Source organism: Rhizobium subbaraonis (assembly GCF_900220975.1).
GTDB lineage: Bacteria > Pseudomonadota > Alphaproteobacteria > Rhizobiales > Rhizobiaceae > Mycoplana > Mycoplana subbaraonis.
The window spans coordinates 71,153-90,955 of the sequence record NZ_OBQD01000012.1 but is presented as its reverse complement, the minus strand read 5'-3'; the positions used below and the strand labels follow the sequence as shown (position 1 = coordinate 90,955).

General features: G+C 63.9%; 18 protein-coding genes. 8 read left to right on the top strand and 10 right to left on the bottom strand.

Annotation, left to right across the window (positions count from 1 at the left end):
• Positions 1-20: 20 nt before the first annotated feature.
• Positions 21-2,342: a methyl-accepting chemotaxis protein gene (locus CRO48_RS18905; RefSeq protein WP_097141428.1), complete on the bottom strand. Its 2,322-nt coding sequence runs from the start codon at positions 2,340-2,342 to the stop codon at positions 21-23.
• Between the two features lie 210 nt (positions 2,343-2,552).
• On the opposite strand from CRO48_RS18905, the gene CRO48_RS18900 reads away from it, so the two are divergent.
• The gene (locus tag CRO48_RS18900) at positions 2,553-3,236 is read left to right on the top strand and encodes a phosphoribosyltransferase (protein WP_097141427.1); all 684 of its coding nucleotides are present in this window, start codon (positions 2,553-2,555) and stop codon (positions 3,234-3,236) included.
• Between the two features lie 52 nt (positions 3,237-3,288).
• Here the strand turns inward: CRO48_RS18900 and CRO48_RS18895 are convergent, their stop codons facing one another.
• Together CRO48_RS18895 and spdA are read right to left on the bottom strand one after the other, a co-directional pair.
• On the bottom strand, positions 3,289-3,927 hold the full coding sequence (locus tag CRO48_RS18895) for a DUF1236 domain-containing protein (protein ID WP_097141426.1): 639 nt from the start codon (positions 3,925-3,927) through the stop codon (positions 3,289-3,291).
• Positions 3,928-4,028: 101 nt separating this feature from the next.
• On the bottom strand, positions 4,029-4,832 hold the full coding sequence (gene spdA, locus CRO48_RS18890; protein ID WP_097141536.1) for a 2', 3'cyclic nucleotide phosphodiesterase SpdA: 804 nt from the start codon (positions 4,830-4,832) through the stop codon (positions 4,029-4,031).
• A gap of 386 nt (positions 4,833-5,218) precedes the next feature.
• Between spdA and CRO48_RS18885 the strand changes: the two genes are divergently transcribed.
• Positions 5,219-6,253 (top strand): proline racemase family protein, encoded by a 1,035-nt coding sequence (locus CRO48_RS18885; protein ID WP_097141425.1) that lies wholly within the window; start codon positions 5,219-5,221, stop codon positions 6,251-6,253.
• Positions 6,254-6,272: 19 nt separating this feature from the next.
• On the opposite strand, the gene CRO48_RS18880 is transcribed toward CRO48_RS18885, so the two are convergent.
• The gene (locus CRO48_RS18880) at positions 6,273-6,848 is read right to left on the bottom strand and encodes a tetratricopeptide repeat protein (protein ID WP_097141424.1); all 576 of its coding nucleotides are present in this window, start codon (positions 6,846-6,848) and stop codon (positions 6,273-6,275) included.
• 148 nt (positions 6,849-6,996) lie between these two features.
• Between CRO48_RS18880 and CRO48_RS18875 the strand changes: the two genes are divergently transcribed.
• Positions 6,997-7,629 (top strand): FecR family protein, encoded by a 633-nt coding sequence (locus tag CRO48_RS18875; RefSeq protein ID WP_097141423.1) that lies wholly within the window; start codon positions 6,997-6,999, stop codon positions 7,627-7,629.
• An 11-nt stretch (positions 7,630-7,640) separates the two neighbouring features.
• Here the strand turns inward: CRO48_RS18875 and CRO48_RS18870 are convergent, their stop codons facing one another.
• Together CRO48_RS18870 and CRO48_RS18865 are read right to left on the bottom strand one after the other, a co-directional pair.
• Positions 7,641-9,503, bottom strand: coding sequence for a CHASE2 domain-containing protein (locus tag CRO48_RS18870; protein WP_097141422.1), 1,863 nt, complete (start codon positions 9,501-9,503; stop codon positions 7,641-7,643).
• A 5-nt stretch (positions 9,504-9,508) separates the two neighbouring features.
• Positions 9,509-10,213 carry a Crp/Fnr family transcriptional regulator gene (locus CRO48_RS18865; RefSeq protein ID WP_097141421.1) on the bottom strand — a complete coding sequence of 235 codons (705 nt, stop codon included), beginning with the start codon at positions 10,211-10,213 and terminating at the stop codon, positions 9,509-9,511.
• A gap of 241 nt (positions 10,214-10,454) precedes the next feature.
• Between CRO48_RS18865 and CRO48_RS18860 the strand changes: the two genes are divergently transcribed.
• The 3 genes from CRO48_RS18860 (at position 10,455) to CRO48_RS18850 (ending at position 12,739) form a co-directional block, all read left to right on the top strand.
• Positions 10,455-10,895 carry a DoxX family protein gene (locus CRO48_RS18860; RefSeq protein WP_097141420.1) on the top strand — a complete coding sequence of 147 codons (441 nt, stop codon included), beginning with the start codon at positions 10,455-10,457 and terminating at the stop codon, positions 10,893-10,895.
• A gap of 149 nt (positions 10,896-11,044) precedes the next feature.
• Positions 11,045-11,743, top strand: coding sequence for an orotate phosphoribosyltransferase (locus CRO48_RS18855; protein WP_097141419.1), 699 nt, complete (start codon positions 11,045-11,047; stop codon positions 11,741-11,743).
• Between the two features lie 69 nt (positions 11,744-11,812).
• The gene (locus CRO48_RS18850) at positions 11,813-12,739 is read left to right on the top strand and encodes a carbohydrate kinase family protein (protein ID WP_097141418.1); all 927 of its coding nucleotides are present in this window, start codon (positions 11,813-11,815) and stop codon (positions 12,737-12,739) included.
• A 75-nt stretch (positions 12,740-12,814) separates the two neighbouring features.
• On the opposite strand, the gene pgi is transcribed toward CRO48_RS18850, so the two are convergent.
• Together pgi and CRO48_RS18840 are read right to left on the bottom strand one after the other, a co-directional pair.
• Positions 12,815-14,440 carry a glucose-6-phosphate isomerase gene (pgi, locus tag CRO48_RS18845; protein WP_097141417.1) on the bottom strand — a complete coding sequence of 542 codons (1,626 nt, stop codon included), beginning with the start codon at positions 14,438-14,440 and terminating at the stop codon, positions 12,815-12,817.
• Between the two features lie 144 nt (positions 14,441-14,584).
• Entirely contained in the window at positions 14,585-16,285 is a 1,701-nt protein-coding gene (locus CRO48_RS18840) for a long-chain-fatty-acid--CoA ligase (RefSeq protein ID WP_097141416.1), read from the bottom strand.
• Positions 16,286-16,548: 263 nt separating this feature from the next.
• Here CRO48_RS18840 and CRO48_RS18835 point away from each other — a divergent pair, with 263 nt between their 5' ends.
• Positions 16,549-16,974 carry a BA14K family protein gene (locus tag CRO48_RS18835; protein WP_245423572.1) on the top strand — a complete coding sequence of 142 codons (426 nt, stop codon included), beginning with the start codon at positions 16,549-16,551 and terminating at the stop codon, positions 16,972-16,974.
• A 12-nt stretch (positions 16,975-16,986) separates the two neighbouring features.
• Here CRO48_RS18835 and CRO48_RS18830 read toward each other — a convergent pair whose 3' ends face one another.
• Positions 16,987-17,601 (bottom strand): 5-formyltetrahydrofolate cyclo-ligase, encoded by a 615-nt coding sequence (locus CRO48_RS18830; protein WP_245423571.1) that lies wholly within the window; start codon positions 17,599-17,601, stop codon positions 16,987-16,989.
• Between the two features lie 152 nt (positions 17,602-17,753).
• Here CRO48_RS18830 and CRO48_RS18825 point away from each other — a divergent pair, with 152 nt between their 5' ends.
• Positions 17,754-18,911: an AI-2E family transporter gene (locus tag CRO48_RS18825; protein ID WP_245423570.1), complete on the top strand. Its 1,158-nt coding sequence runs from the start codon at positions 17,754-17,756 to the stop codon at positions 18,909-18,911.
• On the opposite strand, the gene CRO48_RS18820 is transcribed toward CRO48_RS18825, so the two are convergent.
• On the bottom strand, positions 18,886-19,701 hold the full coding sequence (locus CRO48_RS18820; RefSeq protein ID WP_176526814.1) for a polysaccharide pyruvyl transferase family protein: 816 nt from the start codon (positions 19,699-19,701) through the stop codon (positions 18,886-18,888). The genes CRO48_RS18825 and CRO48_RS18820 overlap by 26 nt on opposite strands.
• Positions 19,702-19,803: the final 102 nt, after the last annotated feature.

Genomic DNA, 19,803 nt, shown 5'->3' with positions numbered 1-19,803 from the left:
TCGTTGCGGGACGCTTGCGCTCAGAATTCTTCCCACTCGTCCTGCGCCAGTGCGGTGTTGCCGACGACTTGCGGGATCGACCGGGAAGGCGCCGGACGCGGTGCCGTTGCGGCGGGTGCCATCGCCTGCGCAGTCCGCTGCGGCTGGGCCGCCATCGCGGTCTGACCCGTGCGGAAGCGGGCGACGAGCGACTGCAGCGTTCGTGCCTCTTCGTTCAGCGCGACGCTGGCCGCGGTGGTTTCCTCCACCATCGCTGCGTTCTGCTGCGTCACCTGGTCCATCTGGTTGACGGCCGAGTTGATCTCCTTCAGGCCGACTGCCTGCTCGGAGGCGGACGAGGAGATCTGGCGGATGAGGCCGTTGATCTGCATGACCTGCTGGGCGATCTTTTCGAGCGCGTTGCCGGCCCGGCCGACGAGGTCCACCCCGTCGCGCACCTGCGTCTCCGAGGCGTTGATGAGGTTCTTGATCTCCTTGGCCGCATTGGCGGAGCGCTGTGCCAGTTCGCGGACCTCCTGGGCGACGACGGCGAAGCCCTTGCCGGCCTCGCCTGCGCGCGCCGCTTCGACGCCGGCATTCAGCGCCAGAAGGTTGGTCTGGAAGGCGATCTCGTCGATCACGCCGATGATGTTTGAGATCTCACCGGAAGACCGCTCGATGCCCTTCATCGCGGCAATGGCCTTCTGAACCACTTCACCGGACTTGGCCGCGTCGTCGCTCGCCGACGAAACGGACTGGGCGGCGACACGGGCATTGTCGGCGCTCGAGTTGACCTGCGAGGTCAGCTCGTCCAGGGCCGCGGCAGTCTCCTCGAGGCTTGCCGCCTGCTGCTCGGTACGGTGCGACAGGTCCGCTGCACCGTTGGAGATCTCGTTGGTGCCGTTGGTGATGCTGTAGACCGAGCTGTTGACGGTCCTGATCGTCTCTTCGAGGCTGCCCATCGCCGAATTGAAATCGCTCTTGAGCTTCGCATATTCGCCGGGGAACTCGCCGGAAAGCCGGTAGGACAGTTCGCCGGAGGAAAGGCGTGCAAGGCCCTCGCCGAGGCGCGAGACGATATCGCGCTGCAGCGCACTGCTTGCCTGGCGCTCCGCTTCCGAACGGCCACGTTCGGTTTCAGTCATCTGCCGCTGTGCGTCGGCCTCGGCTTCAAGGCGCTTCGTATCGGCGAGCTGATGACGGAAACCTTCGAGCGCCTTGGCGACCTCGCCGGTTTCGTCGGTCCGGTCCTGGCCGGAAACCGGCTCGGCATAGTCGCCCCTGCCAAGGCGCGCTACGTCGCCGACGAGGCCGGCGAGTGGCCGCTGGACGTAGTTGCGAACCGCAATCCACAGGCCGAGGAGCACGACGGCGAGGACGATGACGCCGCCCGCGATCATCATGTAGGTCTGGTCCCGCACCGGTGCTCCGATGACCGAACGCGGGACATCGACGAGGACGACCCAGGTTGCGTTCACGTCGGGCAGGGCGACCGGATAGACGATGCGGTCGAAGGGCTCGTTGTCGTCGAAGCTCAGGTCGGCAACGAAGCCGGGCTTGTTCGAAGCGATGGCTTCCTTGACGGTATCCAGGCCTGTGCCCTCATAGTCCTGCATCGCAAGTTCGGGGCGCGGTGGAACCAGCCACTTGCCCGTCTGCGTCAGGAGAAGAACGCGGCCCGATCCGAACGGCTTAATCTGGGCGACGCGCTCGGCGAGCGTCGAAAGCTTGACGTCGGCGCCGGCAACGCCGATCAGCTTGCCGCTCGAATAGACCGGGTAGCCGATGGACGACATCGACGTGCTTTCGCCCGTCGTGCTTTCCTGGTACGGCGGCGTCATGGCGCCCTTGCCGCTCTTTGCGGCGAGCGCATACCAGGCTCCTTCATAGTCCGACTCGAACGGGGTGAACTGGATCGTTCCGGTCTTGTCTTTCGTCCAGTAGGGATTGAACGTCCCGTTCTTGTCGCCGGCGAACTCCTTGTTGCCGACATATTCAGCCGACTTGCCGTCGAAACTGTCTTTCTCCGCGGCGTACCAGCTGCCGTAGGCGGCCGGATTTTGCTCGACGTTGACCTTGAGAAGGTCGATGACCTGCTTGCGGTCGAGCGTTCCGTTCTCATGCGCCTTGCCGATGATGGCGGCGGATGTGCGCGCACTGCTCACCAGTTCGCCGATGGCGCCCGATACGTCCGACGCGATGGACCGCGCCTGACTGTTCGCCTCGTCGAGGATCAGCGACTGAACGCGGTCGCTCGACTGCGAGATCAAAAGATAGTTCGATGCAATGAGAACGAGCGCAATCGTGCCGCCCGTAACTGCGATCAGCTTGGTCGCAAGCGACTTTGGCTGTAGTCTAAACATGCAATCCTCACGAGCTCTGGCAGTCGCCATGGCGCCCATGGAGACGGCGTTCAGTCAAAATGGTGTGGAGGCTCCATCATGGAGAGTGCGGATGCCGACCGGCATCCGGGGCCAGACCCGTTGGATAGGGAGTCTGCGCGTCGATATTCTAGATATCTTCAACATCTTAATGAATTTGTTAAAATGCCTTACTAACTCGCGGAGGGCGCCATGATGAGGCCCCGGGTCCTGTTCGTCGATCGGGCCGATGCCGGTCGCCAGTTGGCGGCCGCACTTTCGGTGCAGCCTATCGATGATCCGGTTGTGCTGGCCGTGCCGAGGGGTGGTGTCGCCGTCGCGGTGGAGGTCGCCCGCGCTCTCGGCGCAAAGCTCGACCTTCTCTTCGTGCGCAAGATCGGCGCGCCGCAGAACCGCGAGGTCGCTATCGGCGCCATTGCAGGGTCGGATGCGCCGCAACTCGTGCTGAACGAGGAACTCGTCGCGTCCTGCGGCGCCAGTCAGGCCTATATCGAAGCGGAAGCCGCCCGGCAGAAGGCGGAGATCGCGCGTCAACGCAAGCGCTATCTTGCCGGCCGGCTGCCGGTGGATCTGAATATGCGACACGTGATCGTCGTCGATGACGGCGTGGCGACCGGCGCAACGCTTGCGGCGGCATTGAAGGCGCTTCGGCTGCAGTCCGTTGCCTCGACAACGCTGGCCATTCCGGTTGCGCCGCCCGAGGCGCTCGAAGCACTCGGCGGCGCGGTAGATCGCATCGTTTGCCTGCACAAGCCCGGTGATTTTTGCGCGGTCGGGCTGTGCTATCGCGATTTTCTGCAGGTCTCTGACGAGGAAGTCATCCGTGCGCTTGCGCCGCCCGATGTTTCCGGCCGGACGACGACCGATGGATCGTAAAAAGGCGGCCCGTCATCGCGAGCCGCCCGATGCCTCTTCACTCCTGGCCGGATCAGCGGACCCAGAGAACCTTGCGCGAGCTTCGCTCGATCAGGACCGGACGCTCGTCGACATAGATGTAGCCGTAGTCCGGACTGTCGGGAACGGCGACAATCTCGACGTCGTCAGGGACCACCGTGCCGGCGGCCACCGGCCCTTCCAGAACGACCGGACCGACCGGGTGGCGCTCGATATAGGTGATGGTTGTTTCCGGTACCGCGGGCGCGATGCTGCCGGTCGTCTGCACGTCTTCAGCATAGATCACCTGCCGGTCACGGGTCCGTACGATGACCGGACGGTTCTCGACATAGACATAGCCGAGATCGGGGTGTTCCGGGATCGGCGTCAGGACGACGTCTTCTCGCAGCCGGGTTTCGGCGGATATGGGACCGTCCAGGACGACCGGTTCCACCGGGTTTTCGATCACGTAGGTGCGTGCTTCTTGCGGAACCGAGGCCGCCGCGCCAAGGGTTGCGCCTGCGACACCGCCGATGGCGGCACCGACAGGGCCGCCGATAAGCGCGCCGGTCAATGCTCCGGTCGCGCCGCCGGTTGCAGCACCTATGGCCGGGTTGGGCTTCTTCTCCTCGGCGTGCGCCATGGCAGTACCTGCGATGACAAGCGCAACACCTGCGATAAGAACCTTCTTCATGCCATTCTCCTTCTGAAACGGTTTCTGAGCCCTTCGGATCACCAAACGTGTTCGGCGCTCCTGTGTTCCCCGATCAGCCCAGGCAAGAAGCTCACGAACTATTACGCAGTGACACTATCGCGCCGCGCGATCTCATAGTCTTCGGTATGTACCTGCAGGCCGTCGGGCGTAACCACGACGATGCCGTAGGCACCCGGCTCATCGACTGATAGCGACGGGTCCGGCGTGTCGAACGGCATTGGCTGCTGGTGGACGGGGCTCTTGAAAATGGAGAACGGAATGCCGCGATGCGAGCCGCCGATCGTTCGGTGCACGTGTCCGGCGAAGATGTGACGCACGTTGCCGTGGCGAAGGATCAGCTCGTAGAAGGCCTGTTCGTTTGTCAGCCGGATCGTGTCCATGCCGGTAAAGCCCGTCTTGTGCGGGGGATGATGCATGAACAGCAGCACGGGCTTGTCCGTCTCCGACAGGCGCCGGTCGAGCCAGCCCAGCCGGCGCTCGCAGAGCAGGCCGGCATGGCTTGCAGGGTATTCGTAGGGCGGGGCGAACAGCGTGTCGAGCAGGATGGCGCGGCAATCGTCGAAATCGATCGACTGCTGGACGAAACCGTTGTCGTCGGCTGCGACATGGTCGAAGATATCAAGGAAACGATCGCGGTTGTCGTGGTTGCCGATGGTGATCGCGGCTGGAGGCGCCAGCGTGCCGAGGAGCGCCTTCAATCGCAGGTAGGAGGCGGTATCAGCGCGATGCGTGAGGTCGCCTGTGAAGACCACCCGGTCGGCGTCCGCGTGATAGCGGTTGACGTGGTCTATTCCTCTGCCGAGGCGCTCGTAAGGATCAAGCCCGATGATGGTGGTGCCCTCGGGCGTCATGTGCAGATCGGTGAAAACGATGAGTTTGGTCATGAAAATCGGCCGTTTGAGAAGGATGCGCGCACTGTTTCCGCGACAATCGCGCCGGTCAAGGCAGAAGGTCGGCCGAACCGGACAAATTGTGTGGGCGGAAAGTGCAAGCTGCGACATCAAACCGATTGGCTTGCCCCGCGCCGTGATGTAGCACCGTCGCCGACGGGCGATGGCGTACGGCAGAGATGCCTGCGTCGCCGCCACAGGCGATTATCCGGTGAAGGAAATGGGAAAAGCGCAGCAACCGTGCATCTTCATGCAACGGTCACGCCGTTTCTCCAACCGCGCCGGCGCGAGGCGGCATCGCCAGCTATCGTCGTCTTCGGCTCGCGCGGTCGGCGCGAGCCGGGTGCGACACATTTCGAAGACGAGTGGAGTCGAAGAGCATGAGATGGAAACGCACGATCCAGTTGCTGGACGTTCATTGCGAGGGCGAGATCGGCAAGGTTGCCATCGGCGGCGTACCTAAGATCCCCGGCAATACGATCGCCGAGCAGCTGCACTACATCAACACCGTGGATGACAGCCTGCGCCGCTTCCTCTGCCTGGAGCCGCGTGCGGCAGCGACCGGCTCGGTGAACCTGCTTCTTCCGGCCAAGCGCCCGGAAGCCGATGCCGGTTTCATCATTCTCCAAGCCGACCAGGCGCATGCATCCTCGGGCTCCAATTCCATCTGCATCACCACGGCACTGCTCGAGAGCGGCATCGTCGAGATGAAGGAGCCGGAAACGGTCGTCGTCCTCGATACCGCCGCGGGCCTGGTCAAGGCCACGGCCACCTGCCGCGACGGTCGCTGCGAGAAGGTAAAGCTGACGATGGTTCCCTCCTTCGTGCAGGAGCTCGACGCCGAGATCGACACGCCGGAGTGGGGGCGTGTGCGCTTTGACATAAGCTATGGCGGCATCTTCTACGCGCTGGTCGACGTCGATCAGATCGGCACGAAGATCGAAAAGGCCAATGCGCGCAAGCTCGTCGATGCCGGCATGGTTCTGAAGGACCTGATCAACCGGCAGATGCCCGTCGTTCATCCGGAGATCCCGGAAATCAACGGCGTGGCCTACGTCATGTTCCGGGATCGGGAGGAAGACGGCACCATCCGCACGGCAACCACGATGTGGCCGGGCCGCGTCGACCGCTCGCCCTGCGGCACTGGCAATTCGGCCAACCTCGCGACCCTGCACGCCCGTGGCAAGGTCAAGGTCGGCGACAGCTTCAAGTCACGCTCCATCATCGGTTCGCAGTTCGAGGTCGGTCTGGAGGCCGAGACCGAGGTGGCCGGCCGCAAGGCGATCATTCCGACGATCACCGGCCGTGGCTGGACCTTCGGCCTGCACCAGATCGCGCTCGATCCCACCGATCCCCTGGCGGACGGCTTCGCCATGACCGACACGTGGGGTCCGCAGGCCGGCGAAATCGTCTGAGGATCGGTGGCCGACAGAGTCAGCGGCTGCCGGTCCCGGCGGCCGCGCCATCCTGGTGCGCGAACTTCGTCTTGAGCGCTGCAACTTCGTAGCCGCCGGAAGCCGCCGTATCGAACCAGAGCGCCGCCTTCCGGGCATCGGCGGGAGCGCCTATGCCGTCGCGATAGGCAAAACCGAGCGCGTAAGCGCCGCCGGGATCGCCAGCTTCCGCCGCACGCCTGTAGAGTGCAAAGGCGCCGCTGGGGTCGCCCTTTTCCTGGAGCATCCGGCCGAGGCGGACCATGGCCGCAGTATGCCCTCGCGTCGCCGCCTCGCGGTAAAGGCCTTGCGCGGCAAGCAGTTGCCCGCCTTGCTCCAGCGCCCGGGCAAGCTGGAAGGTGATGCGCGGCTTGCCGCCGGCCTTGTAGGCTTCGCGGCAGGCGGACAGAGCCATTCCGAGCTTGATGCCACCGTCTTCGACGGGCGCGAAGTCCGTGTTTCGGGTCCTGTCGTCGCGGCTGCCGGCAGCGGCATCGCATTGCGCCTCGATGGGCATGCCATTCCCGCCGGCCTGTGCCTGCGACACCAAGACAGCGCCGGTGAAGAAAAGCGCCATCGCGCCCGTTTTCATTGCATGGACAACATTCTGCAAAGTCCGTCTCCCTTCATGCCCTGAGGATAGACGTCTTTGGGGGGCGTAATTGTTCCGAAGGGGACAGGCGCGGCAACGTCTATGGTAAACGTCGGTGGGCGGGGAGGGTGCGATGTCAGTTGCACGGCAAGGTGTTCCGGTCCGCCGCAGGGCCTTTCTCGCCGCTGCCATCTGGGCGGCTGCGGCCTTTCCCGGACGCACGGCGCGAGCCAGTGCGGTCATCGGTTCGGTCGACGAGGTCCGCGGGAAGGTAAGCCGCAGGAAAGGCGAGGCGCTATCGGCCATTCGCGCCGGTGCCGATATCATGGACCGTGATTTCATCGTCACCGGCGAGGGGAGCTTTGCCGAGATGACGCTGGGTGAGGCGACCAAACTGATGCTTGGAAGCCGGACCGAGTTGCTGGTCGACAGCTTCATCGCTGCCCAGGGTGGCACCATCGAACTCGGCACAGGCGGGATGATCTTCGACCGACCGGATGAGGCGCCGAAGATCGACCTGACCGTACGGACGGCCTTCGGCATGATCGGCGTCCGCGGCACGAAGTTCTTCGCCGGCCCCAATCGCGGTGCGTTCGCCGTTTTCGTCGAACGCGGGCTGGTCCGTTTCGAAGGGGGCGGTGTCGCCCGAGAGGTCGGTGCAGGGCAGGGGATCGATGTGCCGCCGGCGACCGGCATACCGGGCGAGGTGCAGCAATGGGGAGAGGCCCGCATCCGCGAAGCCTATGCCAGCATCGGCGTTCGCTGAGGCGTCGATCTCTAGCCGTCGTCGGCGATCGTGAACAGCGCCAGTGGACCCGCGCCGCGGATCTCATGCACACCAAGCGAGCGCAGGCGTCGCGTGGTTTCGCCTGCCGCCGCGGGGCCGATGCAAATGGCCGTTCCGAAGACCTTGTTGGCTTCCTGCAGACGTGCGGCGATGTTCATCGCCATCCCGTGCGCGGTATAGTCCAGCGTACCGCCGGTGCCCACTTCGCCCAGGATGACGAGACCTGTCTCGATGCCAATGCGCGTCCGGCCGAAACCTTCGGCAGCGAAGTCCGCCCTGCCGCGCATTTCCTCGGTCAGCGCATGGATTTCCCGCGCGCAGTCGATCGCCCGGTCCACATGCCGGTCCAGGTCTTCCGGCGCGTTGAACAGTGCATGCACCGCATCGCCGACCACCTTGTTCACCATCCCGCCGTGGCTGGCCACCAGCGCGTTGACCTCGCGGAAGTAGATGTCGAGCAACGGCACCAGCCTTTGCGGGCCGATACGGCCAGAGAGAGCGGAAAAATCCTCGATGTCCGTGAAGAGCGCAGTCACCTGCCGCTCCTCCGCGGCGACGCGTTCCAGCTTGGGATTGTCGAGATAGCGGGAAACGACGGAGGGCGGGAGATATTGTCCGAAACGGGCGCGAGCCGTCTGTTCGGCGCGGCGGACCTGCGCGAACTGCAGCACGCCGGTGACGAGCAGAACGGTAGTCAGCGCCATCGCAATCGCCGTCGCGTCGAGCAATAATCCGGTTTGTCTATAGACGAAAGCCGCGCCGGCAATCGTGCCGGCGATCGCGATGAGACCGGCGATCGCGGCATATGTCGGACGAAGACGGGTGATGAGGGTTGCGACCCCGATCCCTGCCAGAAACGCGTATCCCGCCTCCCATGGTATCTGGGAGCTCCTGCGATGGGGGATAAAGCCGGTGAGCACAGCGGTCGCCACATCCGCATGGATCTGCATGGAGGGCTCAAGCGGAAGCGACGCGCTGGCTCTCAGGCCGCCGAGCGTCGGAAGGCTGCTCCCCACCAGGACCACCTTGCCGCGGATGCGTTCCGGCAGAGAGACGCCGTTCAGGACGTCGGCGGCGGAGATGGTACGTCGCGCGATGCGACCCGGATGGGCGGCCACGAAACGCAGGTTGCCGTCATCGTCTGGCCATAGCAGTCGCTGGTCCTGGCGGATCCACGGCGGCATGCCGCCGATCACGGAGGCGCCGGCGCCTGCTGCAAGCCGGGCCGCTTCGAGGCCGAGCGCGGGATAGGCCGCATTGCCCAGGATCGCATAGGCCTGGCTGCGCCGCACGACCGCATCGTCGTCGCCGATGAGAAAGGCTGCCGCGGCCGCGGCCGCACGCTCCTGGAAGATCGGGCACGAGGCGTCGGCACCATTGATGAACCACAGCGGCGGAATCGCGATCGGCCGCTGCACCGCCAGTTCGGGCGCCGGGCCTGGTGCTGCACTCGTCTGCTCGCCGATAAGGAAGCCGAGGATCGCAGGCGCACGGCCGAGCGCCTCGGCTAGCGCCCCGTTCGCCGGGTCGCTCAGATCGCAGTCTTTGCTGAAGACGAGGTCGATTGCGACGGCAGCGGGCCGGGCTGTCGCGATCGCCGAGATAAGCGCTGCCGAGTGCGCGCGCGTCCATTCCCCGCTGGCCCACCGTAGCGCCTTGCGATCGATATCGACGACAACGAGGCGGTCGGTTTCCGGGCCGGGAAAGGCCTGCGTTAGCGCGTCGAAGAACAATTCGCGCGGCCGCTCCAGCACGGCTTCGGAAAAGTGGAAGAGGAGGAATGCGCAAACAAGGCTCGTGGCGACGCCGGCCAGAAGCGGCTTGCTGCTAAGCGCTCTGAGCCGGGGCGTCATGGCGGCTACTTGTCTTCGGGCTCCGCGACGGCGAGCAGCCTGCCCGTGTGGCAGAAGATGATGCCGTCCGTACGGCGGATCGCTCCCGCCTCTTCCAGCGCGAGGATGGAGCGGTTGATCTTCGGCCTGCTGGCGCCGACGATGCTGGCGATTTCGGTCTGGCTGAGAGAGAGCTGCAGGTTGGCGCACTCCGGAAGATCGCTGCCATGGATGTTGCGCAGCATGGCGAGAAAGAAGCGCGCGACGCGGGAATCGAGATCGTACAGCGCGATCGTTTCCAGCTGTTCGGTCGTCTCCCTGAGCTTTGTGCAGAGATAATGGATGATCGCCTGGTAGGATTGCGGATTGCGTGACAGGACCTCGAGGAAATCGCGCTTGCTGATCACGTAGCCTTCGGTGGCAACTGCAGCGGTGGCGTCGGCTGAGCGCGGCTGCCCGTCGAGGATCGCCATTTCGCCGAAGATGGAGCCGGCCTCCAGGTGACGTAGGGAAAGCTCCCTGCCTTGGGGCGTGATCAGCGAAATCTTGATGCGACCGGAGATGACCACGATGAGATAGGTCCCGTCGTCGCCGCGCTGGAACAGCACCGTGCCTGCATTCCATTTCCGATAGGTGGCGATATCGGCAATCTCGGCGAGCGTGTCCTTGTTGAAGCCTTCGAAGATCGGAAACGAACGCCAAAAGGCGACACTCCTCGTAACCTCGGTCATCTGTCCGTCCCCGCGCGCCTGGCGCCCCGTGCCTGTCGTCGACGAATTCTTCCTGCACTCCGCCGGTGGTTGCAACCGAAAAGAGTCCGGCAGGGTCTCTGTGCGTTGGTCGGCCGTGCTCGGACGGCGCATCCATCGTGCGCAAAAGGTGAACGATGTGTCCACCCGGTGGCGGACTAGTGTAAACGCAACGTTCTGCTAACAATTAGCGCCAGTGAAACCAACGGCCCAGGAGCCAGCCATGTCTCAGAACCTCGTCGTCCTCGTGGGACGCATTCTTCTTGCCTCAATGTTCATCCTCGCCGGTTACCCGAAGCTGCTCGATCCCTCGGGCACCGCCGGCATGATCGCCGGTGCCGGCCTGCCGGCCGCAACCGCGCTCGCCTACATCGCCGGCCTCTTCGAACTGGTCGCCGGCCTGTTCATTCTTGTCGGCTTCCAGACGAAGATCACCGCGCTGTTGCTCGCCGCATTCTGCGTGTTCACCGCCCTCGTATTCCACAGCGGCCCGATCAACGTTCCTGATTTCCCGGAAGGCGCAAACGGCCTGCTCACCATGTTCAACGGCCTGATGATGATGAAGAACCTGACGATTGCCGGTGGCTTCCTCGTTCTCGCCGCCTTCGGCCCCGGCGCGATCTCGATCGACGCCCGCCGCGGTGCCGTCGCTGCCACCGCCTGATCGACCCGCATAGCCGAAACGTCCTTCGAACCTCCCCGTCCGCGGGGAGTTTTTTTGTTGCGTGTCCGCCAGGTTCGGGTGCCCATCGGCTGGCATCTGGCGCCTTCACCTGCTATGCGCTGCAAAACGGCCAGCAGGGAGAGGCGACAATGTTTTCCAATTCGTTCCCGGAACGCGATACCATGGCGGAGCTGCTCGCCCGCATGCTGTGGGAAATCAAGGCGGTGCACTTCCGGCCGGAGGAGCCCTACAAGCTCGCGTCGGGCATGGCGAGCCCGGTCTACATCGACTGCCGCAAGCTTCTGTCCTATCCGCGCATCCGCTCGGCCGTGATGGAATTCGCCGCCGCCACGATCACGCGCGATGCCGGCTTCGAGCAGTTCGATGTCGTCGCCGGCGGCGAGACTGCGGGCATCCCCTTCGCAGCACTCCTGGCCGATCGTCTGGCTCTGCCGATGGTCTATGTCCGCAAGAAGCCGAAGGGGCATGGCCGGAATGCGCAGATCGAGGGCGAAATGCGGGAAGGCGCGCGCGTGCTCGTCATCGAGGACCTGACGACGGCCGGCGGCTCGATGTTCACCTTCATCGATGCGATCCGGGCCGCAGGCGGCGTCGTCGATCATGGCATGGCCCTGTTCTTCTACGGCATCTTCCCGGAAGCCGAAGCCCGCTTCGCCAACGGCAAGGTCAAGCTCCATCACGTCTCCACCTGGCGCCAGGTTCTGGCCGTCGCGCGGTCGCAGAAGCTGTTCGACGAGGCGACCCTGAGCTCGGTGGAGGCGTTCCTGAATGCGCCCCTGCTCTGGTCGTCGGAGCATGGCGGCGTCAGCGCGTTGCCGACCAGCTGAGCGAAAGCCGCTGGCATTTTCCGCTATGCTCGTTTAAATCGATTGAATGAACGTTCGGAGGAGGCATTCATGATCCTGTGTTGTGGCGAAGCGTTGATCGACATGCTGCCGCGTCAATCGACGCTTGGCGAGGACGCCTACGCGCCCTACGCCGGCGGCGCGATCTTCAATACCGCGATCGCGCTCGGCCGCCTCGGCGTACCCGCCGGCTTTTTTACCGGCCTCTCCGACGACATGATGGGCGACCTGCTGCGTGACACGCTGCGCAGGAGCGACGTCGATTTCAGCTATTGCGCCACGCTTTCCCGACCGACCACCATAGCCTTCGTCAAGCTGGTGGACGGGCATGCAACTTACGCCTTCTATGACGAGAACACTGCAGGCCGGATGATCGGACAGGACGACCTGCCCGTGCTCGGCGAAGAGTGCGAAGCGCTGCACTTCGGCGCGATCAGCCTTATCCCCGAACCTTGCGGCTCCACCTACGAAGCGCTGATGCAGCGCGAGCAGACCGCGCGCGTCATCTCGCTTGACCCGAATATCCGTCCCGGTTTCATCAAGGACAAGGACGCGCATCTGGCCCGTATCCGCCGCATGGCGTCCATGTCAGACATCGTCAAGTTTTCCGACGAGGATCTTGCCTGGTTCGGCCTCGAGGGAGATGAGGAAACGCTGGCGCGGCACTGGCTGCACCAGGGCGCCAAGCTGGTCGTGGTGACCCGCGGCGCGGAGGGGGCGGTGGGTTACACCGAACGCCATAAGGTCACCGTGCCGAGTGAGCGCGTCTCGGTGGTGGACACGGTTGGTGCCGGCGATACTTTCGACGCCGGCATCCTTGCGTCCCTGAAGATGCAGAACCTGTTGACGAAGGCGCAGGTGGCGAGGCTGGACGAGCAGCAGATCGGGAACGCCCTTGCGCTTGGTGCGAAGGCCGCTGCCGTCACTGTCTCGCGCGCCGGCGCAAATCCCCCCTGGGCGAGAGAGATCGGGCTTTAGGCCCGGTCGTTCCGAGACCCGGCTTCTCTCCCCGACAGGCGGGGAGAAAACAAGTCGGAGGTTGGATAGACCTTCTTACTTCGCAGCCTTCAGCAGCGCGGCCACGAGGCCAGCCGTCGAGGAATCGTGCCCGGCGGCACTTTCTTTGCCTTCCACCACCGGCAGCAGGCCGGTCGCCAGCTCCTTGCCGAGCTCCACGCCCCACTGATCGAAGGAGTTGATGTTGAAGAGGGCGCCTTCGACGAAGACGCGGTGCTCGTAGAGCGCGATCAGGCGGCCGAGCGCGAATGGGGTGAGTTCGTCGTAGACCATCGTAATCGACGGGCGGTTGCCCGAAAAGACCCGGTGCGGCGCGATCTTGTCGGCCTTGGCTTCGTCCACGCCCTTGGAGGTCAGCTGCGCCTTTGCTTCGTCGAACGTGCGGCCCTTCATCAGCGCTTCGGACTGGGCCAGGCAGTTGGCGATCAGAAGCTCGTGCTGGTGACGCAGATCCTTCTCGTGGCCGTTGGCGGCGATCATGAATTCGGCCGGGATCAGGTCGGTGCCCTGGTGGATCAGCTGGTAGAAGGCGTGCTGGCCGTTGGTGCCGGGTTCGCCCCAGACGACAGGCCCCGTCTTCCCGTCCACCGGCGTGCTGTCCATTGTTACCGACTTGCCGTTCGATTCCATGTCGAGTTGCTGCAGATAGGCCGGGAAGCGCAGGAGCCGTTGGTCGTAGGGCAGGATTGCGCGAGAGGGGTAGCCGAGCACGTTGCGGTGGTAGAAGCCGATCAGGCCAAGCAGCATGGGAATGTTCTGGCGGAACGGCGCGCTGCGGAAATGGTTGTCGATCGCATGGCCGCCGGCGAGGAACTGGCCAAAGTTTTCCTTGCCAATCGCGATCATCAGCGGCAGCCCGATCGCCGACCAGATCGAGTACCGGCCGCCGACCCAGTCCCAGAAGCCGAACACGCGCTCGCCGGCGATGCCGAAGGCGGCGACCTTGTCGAGTGCGGTGGAGACCGCGCAGAAATGGTGGCCGACGGCTGCTTCGCCCAGCTTGCCGGCGATGAACCTGCGCGCCGTATCGGCGTTGGTCATCGTCTCGATCGTCGTGAAAGTCTTGGAGGCGACGATGAACAGCGTCGTCTCGGCGTCCAGCGTCTTCAGCGTATCGGCGATGTGCGCGCCGTCGATGTTGGAGACGAAATGCAGCCGGGGGCCGTCGTGATAAGGAGCAAGCGCCAGCGTCGCCATCACCGGGCCGAGGTCAGAGCCGCCGATGCCGATGTTGACGACATCGGTGATCTTCTTGCCGGTCGCACCCGCAAGCGCGCCCGAGCGGATACCATCCGCAAAGGCGCCCATAGCCTCCAGCACCGCGTTGACGTCGGGCATCACATCCTTGCCGTCGACAAGGACCGGCACATTGGAGCGGTTTCGCAATGCGGTATGCAGGACGGCGCGATCTTCGGTGATGTTGATTTTCTCGCCCGCAAACATCGCATCGCGCTTCTTCTCGACGCCGCCTTCCTTGGCGAGTGCTTCGAGCCCGTCGAGCACCTTGTCGTTCACCGCGCACTTGGAGAAGTCGAACAGGAAGTCGTCAAGCGAAACGCTGAAGCGGGAGAAGCGTTGCGGGTCGGCGGCGAAGGCGCCGCGAATGTTGGTGGCGTCGGTGTCCGCTACGGTTGCTTTCAGCGTTTCGACAAGCGCGTTCATGGTACTCTCCCTGCATCGCAACATGGCTGGTGCGATAACTAGGCGGTTTGCATGAGGCGAATCAAGGGCAGCCTCTCGCTTTCAGGCGGATGCGGCCGCTTTTCAGACCGTTTTTTAAATCGATTTATATGTCGCCGCTCCGAACTACGGCCGCAACTCCCGGCGGAGGATCTTGCCGACATTGGATTTCGGCAGCTCGTTGCGGAATTCGATGTAGCGCGGGCGCTTGTAGTTGGTCAGGTTGTCTGCGCAATGGGCCCTGACGTCAGCTTCGGTCAGGTTCGGGTCCTTGCGCACGACGAACAGCTTCACGGCCTCGCCGGAATGCTCGTCGGGAACGCCGATCGCAGCGCACTCCAGCACGCCCGCAAGCGTCATCGCCACCTCTTCGACCTCGTTGGGGAAGACGTTGAATCCGGATACCAGGATCATGTCTTTCTTCCGGTCCACGATCTTGATCAGGCCCTGCTCGTTCATGAAGCCGATGTCGCCGGTGCGGAAGAAGCCGTCGGCGGTCATCACCTTGGCGGTCTCGTCGGGACGGTTCCAGTATCCGGCCATCACCTGCGGCCCGCGGATGCAGATTTCACCGATCTCGCCGATCGGCAACGAAGCCCCTTCATCGTTGCGAATGTCCACGTCGGTGGAGGGGATCGGCATGCCGATCGTGCCGGTGAATTCGGATGTGTCCAGCCGGTTTGCGGTCGCAACCGGCGAGGTTTCGGAAAGCCCGTAGCCTTCCGCGATCGGGCAGCCGGTCATTTTTCGCCAGCGTTCGGCGACCGGCCGCTGCACCGACATGCCGCCGCCGAAGGTGAGCGCCAGGTTGGAAAAATCGACTTTCTGAAAATCCGGATTGTTCATCAGCGCGTTGAACAGCGTGTTGAGTCCGGGAAAGACGTTGACCTTGTAAGTGGCCATGTCCTTCACGAGCGAAGGGATGTCGCGCGGGTTGGCGATCAGGATGTTCGTCGCCCCGGTCAGAAGGCCGGCGAGCGAGTTCACCGTCAGTGCGAAGATGTGATAGAGCGGCAGCGCGCAGAGAAAGACCAATTGCTCGGGCCGCTTCTTGCCGATGAAGGCCGTTTCCAGCCACAGGCCCATCTGTTCCATGTTCGACAGCAGGTTGGCGTGCGTGAGCATTGCCCCCTTGGAAACGCCGGTGGTGCCGCCGGTATATTGCAGGAAGGCGATGTCGGTACGGGTAACGTTGGGGGCTGCAAGCGTCTTTCCGGCACCTGCCGCCATCACGGCCTTGAAGGTATGATGGCCCGGCAGCGACCACATGGGCACCAGCTTCTTGATCCGGCGCACCACGAGATTGACCATGTGGCCCTTGAGGCCGAGCATGTCGCCCATGCTGCACACGACGACGTCCTGAACCTGCGTCCTGGCGACGACCTGCTGCACGGTGTGGGCGAAGTTCTCCAGCACGAACAGCACCTTTGCACCGGCATCGTTCAACTGGTGCTCCAGCTCCCGCGGGGTATAGAGCGGGTTGACGTTGACCACGGTGAAGCCGGCACGCAGGATCCCGTAGACGACCACCGGGTTCTGCAAGATGTTCGGCATCATCACCGCCACGCGGTCACCCTTGGAGAGCCCGCGTGACTGCAGCCACGCGCCGATCCTGGCCGATTGCGCTTCGAGGCCGCGAAAGCTCAGGCTCTTGCCCATGCTGATGAAGGCCGGGCGCTCCCCATGGACGGCGCAGAAATGCTCCAGCGCCGCACCGATCGATTCATAGGCCAGCGGAGGAATCTCTGCCGGAAATCCGGAAGGATATGAGGCCAGCCAGATCCTTTCGGGAATGGTGGCGGTCCGACCCTCGACGCTTGCTGACATGAATGCGATTCCTCCCAGTCGTCTGTTCGCCCATGGCCCCATTTATGCGTCCGGGAGCGTTCCTCCAACTTCCCCGACGCCGGCAGCATGATGCCTTTGGACCATGGCTTCAACCCCAATTGCTAGATAACATTGACGTAAACGTCAATATTGTGAATGTCTGTCCGGATTCTGGCCGTGATGCTGCGACACGCTTCGAAGCGGACTGGAAACAGCCGGCCCCGCGTGAGAATATGGATCAGCTGCCCTCGAGGAGTGGCGTCATGGCTCTTTGGTCAAAATCCGCATTCCTGCTTTTCGGCCTGTCGCTTGCGACCGCAGTGCCTGCGGTTGCGATCGATGCCTTGCGCCCGCGCAACGGCCCCGTCGTCGTCGGCCAGGATCCGGTCGATATGTTTGGTGGACGCGACCCCGTGGATGCCCTGCGCAGGCCGCCGCTTTATCGCGGTACGCGCGGCTATGCCACCTATCGCGAAGGCTACTATCGCCACCCCAACGGCTATTGGTATCCGCGCGCCGTGTTCGGCACCGGTGAGATGCTGGGAGACGTGACCGTCGGCCCGCGGGCCCCCGTCTACGGCATGACCGCACAGAGCTGGTGTGCCAACCGTTATCGCAGCTACCGCCTGTCGGACAACACCTACCAGCCGTTCGGCGGCGGACCGCGCGTGATCTGCGTGCCGCGATGACGTCGCCGCCGGTCAGCCGAGGTCGGTCGCTATTATGACGTCCATGGGGATGTCGTGTGCCTGCGGGCGGATCGTGGCGATCTTCTGGCTGCCGTAGCCGACCCCGATCGCAAGCGGCTTTCGCTGCAGTGCCGCCAGCGTACGGTCGAAGAAGCCGCCGCCATAACCGAGCCGGTAGAGGGCAGGGTCGTAGCCGACAAGCGGAGCCACGACGATATCAGGCTCGAGCACCTCTCCCCCGGCGGGTATGGGGATGTCCCATATGCCGCGCGCAAGCGGTTCGCCTGTCCGCCAGCTTCGGAATTGCAACGGTTGCCGCTTTTCAACGACCACCGGAAGAAGCGCCACGCCGCCCGCCTGCCAGAACTCCTCGATCCATGGGCGAAGGTCCGGTTCGCCGCGGAATGGCCAGTAGAGACTGACCCGCCTGCCGTCCATCGCGCCGACCGTCTCGCGCAGGCGCTTGAGGATGACGGAAGACGCCGCAAGCCGACTTTCGGGTGAACCGGACAGGCGTTCGGCGATCAGCCGCGTACGCTCGCTCGTCCGCCAGGCTGCCAATTTGGCAACGCCGTGCGATGTGTACGCGTCAACGCCGGCCATGCCACGGATATGCTCGTCCCGCATCGGGTCCGTTCCCCTTGACGTGCACGAAACCCAAAAAAAAGTCGCACACGCAAGCTTTTCTTTGCGATGACATCAGACACTGTTATCACGATATAAGCCAATGCGTCCCGAGAGTGCGACAAGTGCGGAGCCGCATCGAGAGGAGTTACACGGTGCACGAGCCCCAACTGCGCAATCTTCGTCCGGAACCCCGGCTGCTGGGCGCCGCCCGCGCGTCGGGCGTGGCCCTGATCTCCTCCATCTCCGCCGCCCGCTGGCTGCTGCTGCTCGTCATCGTAGCCGGAATCTATTTCTTCTACGGCTTTGTCGTGCCGGTGCTCGCCGCCCTGGTGATCGCAACGGCCAGCTGGCCGCTGTTCTGCAGGCTTCGCGGAGCGCTCGGCGGGAGGAGGACGCTGGCCGCCGCCATCGCCATCCTGCTGATCCTGACATTCATCGTCGTGCCGATAATGTTTGCGGTCACTTACGCATTCCAGGAGGTGCGCGAGTGGATCGGCTGGGCGGTGGCGATGAACAAGACGGGCGCCCCGGTGCCGGAATGGATCCGGGCGCTGCCTGTCGTCGGCGAGTGGATGGCGAACCGCTGGACACAGCTCCTGGATCACCCCGGCGCAATCGGCGAGCTGAGCCAGATCGTCAGCGGCGCGAACATCGGCAACATCTACCGCGTCGCGCTTGCCGCCGGCGGCGCCGCGTTCCATCTGCTGCTCACCATGCTCTTCATGCTGATCGCTCTGTTCTTCATCTATCGCGACGGAGAGAGCTTCATGCGACAGGTGGATGCGATTGGCGAACGCATCCTGCCGATGCGGTGGGAGCGGATCTCCCGCATCGTTCCAGCCACGATCAGTTCCACCGTGACCGGCATGACGCTGATCGCGATCGGTGAGGGCATCGTGCTCGGCATCGCCTACTGGGTCGCGGGCGTGCCGTCCGCCGTCACGCTGGGCGTGATCACGGGCCTGATGGCGCTCTTTCCCGGCGGCGCGCCCTTGGCGTTTTCGCTCGTGTCGATCTATCTCGTCTCCAGCGGTTCGCCGTTCGCGGGCATAGCACTGTTCTTGTGGGGCTCAATCGAGCTCTTTATTGTCGACAAGACGCTGCGTCCGAAGCTGGTCGGCGGGCCGATCAAGTTGCCTTTCCTGCCGACGTTCTTCGGCCTCATCGGCGGCGTGAAGACGATGGGCTTCCTCGGCCTGTTCATCGGGCCGGTCCTGATGGCGCTTCTGGTCGCCATCTGGCGCGAATGGGTGCGCGAGGTGGAGATGACCGAGGAAAGCCCGATCATCGAGAAGCGGGCGGCCGAGTAAGCCCGAGCGCCTCGAAGGGAAAGGCCTGCAGGATCGGCCTCGTATCGATCTGCACCATAGCGAGATCTGCCGCTTCCAGCGCATCCTCGATCGTCAGGTGAAAGGCGTATTGCGAACGCCCCACGCCCTCGAAATAGTCCACATATTTGAAGATGGGCTCGAAGGCGCTCAGATGCGGACGGCAGGGAACGCCGCAGGCGTCCGCGAAGACCAGACCGTGTAGGGAACTCGATATCACCAGCCGCGCCTGCGCCACCATCGCCGCAACCTCGATGGGAGCTGCCGTCGGCGACACCAGCGTCACGCCCTCGGGCAAATGAGAAAAGCGCTCGGGCAGCAGGCTCTCGTCGTTCAGGTTCGGAATGTAGATGACGTCCGCCTTGCCGTACTTCCTGCTCACCGTCTCGCCGGCCTGCGCGATCTCGTCGCGAAAGAGCTCGGGAAAGAGGAGACCCGGATCTCCGAAAACGGCAGGGACCTCGAACCCGAAGCGTTGGAGCGCGCGCCGCGTCAGCGGGCCGCGCACGGCGGCGACGTGCAGGCTGTCGATCGTCTTCAGACGGCGTGGCCAGCTCTTGCCGTTGATGCCGGCCCCCCATACGACATCACCTTCGCGTGCCTGCTGCAGCACCGAGCCGACCGCCAAGAGTTTCGGCCCATCGCCGGATGGTTGGAGGGCGATATCGGCAAGACCGCTGCGGTCCAGTATGCGCCGCACCAGCAAGGGCGCCAGCTCGTCGCCGAAATTGGTCTGGCCCGCCTCCCGCGGCGTCCAGTGATAGAGGCTCACTGTCTTTCCATCGAATGAGCCGAGGGGCGAAATCCGTGACTTTTCCGACTTCTTGGCAGCGGGTCGGGGAGCGGTCGTCTGGGGGGTGGGTTGAGAGATGCT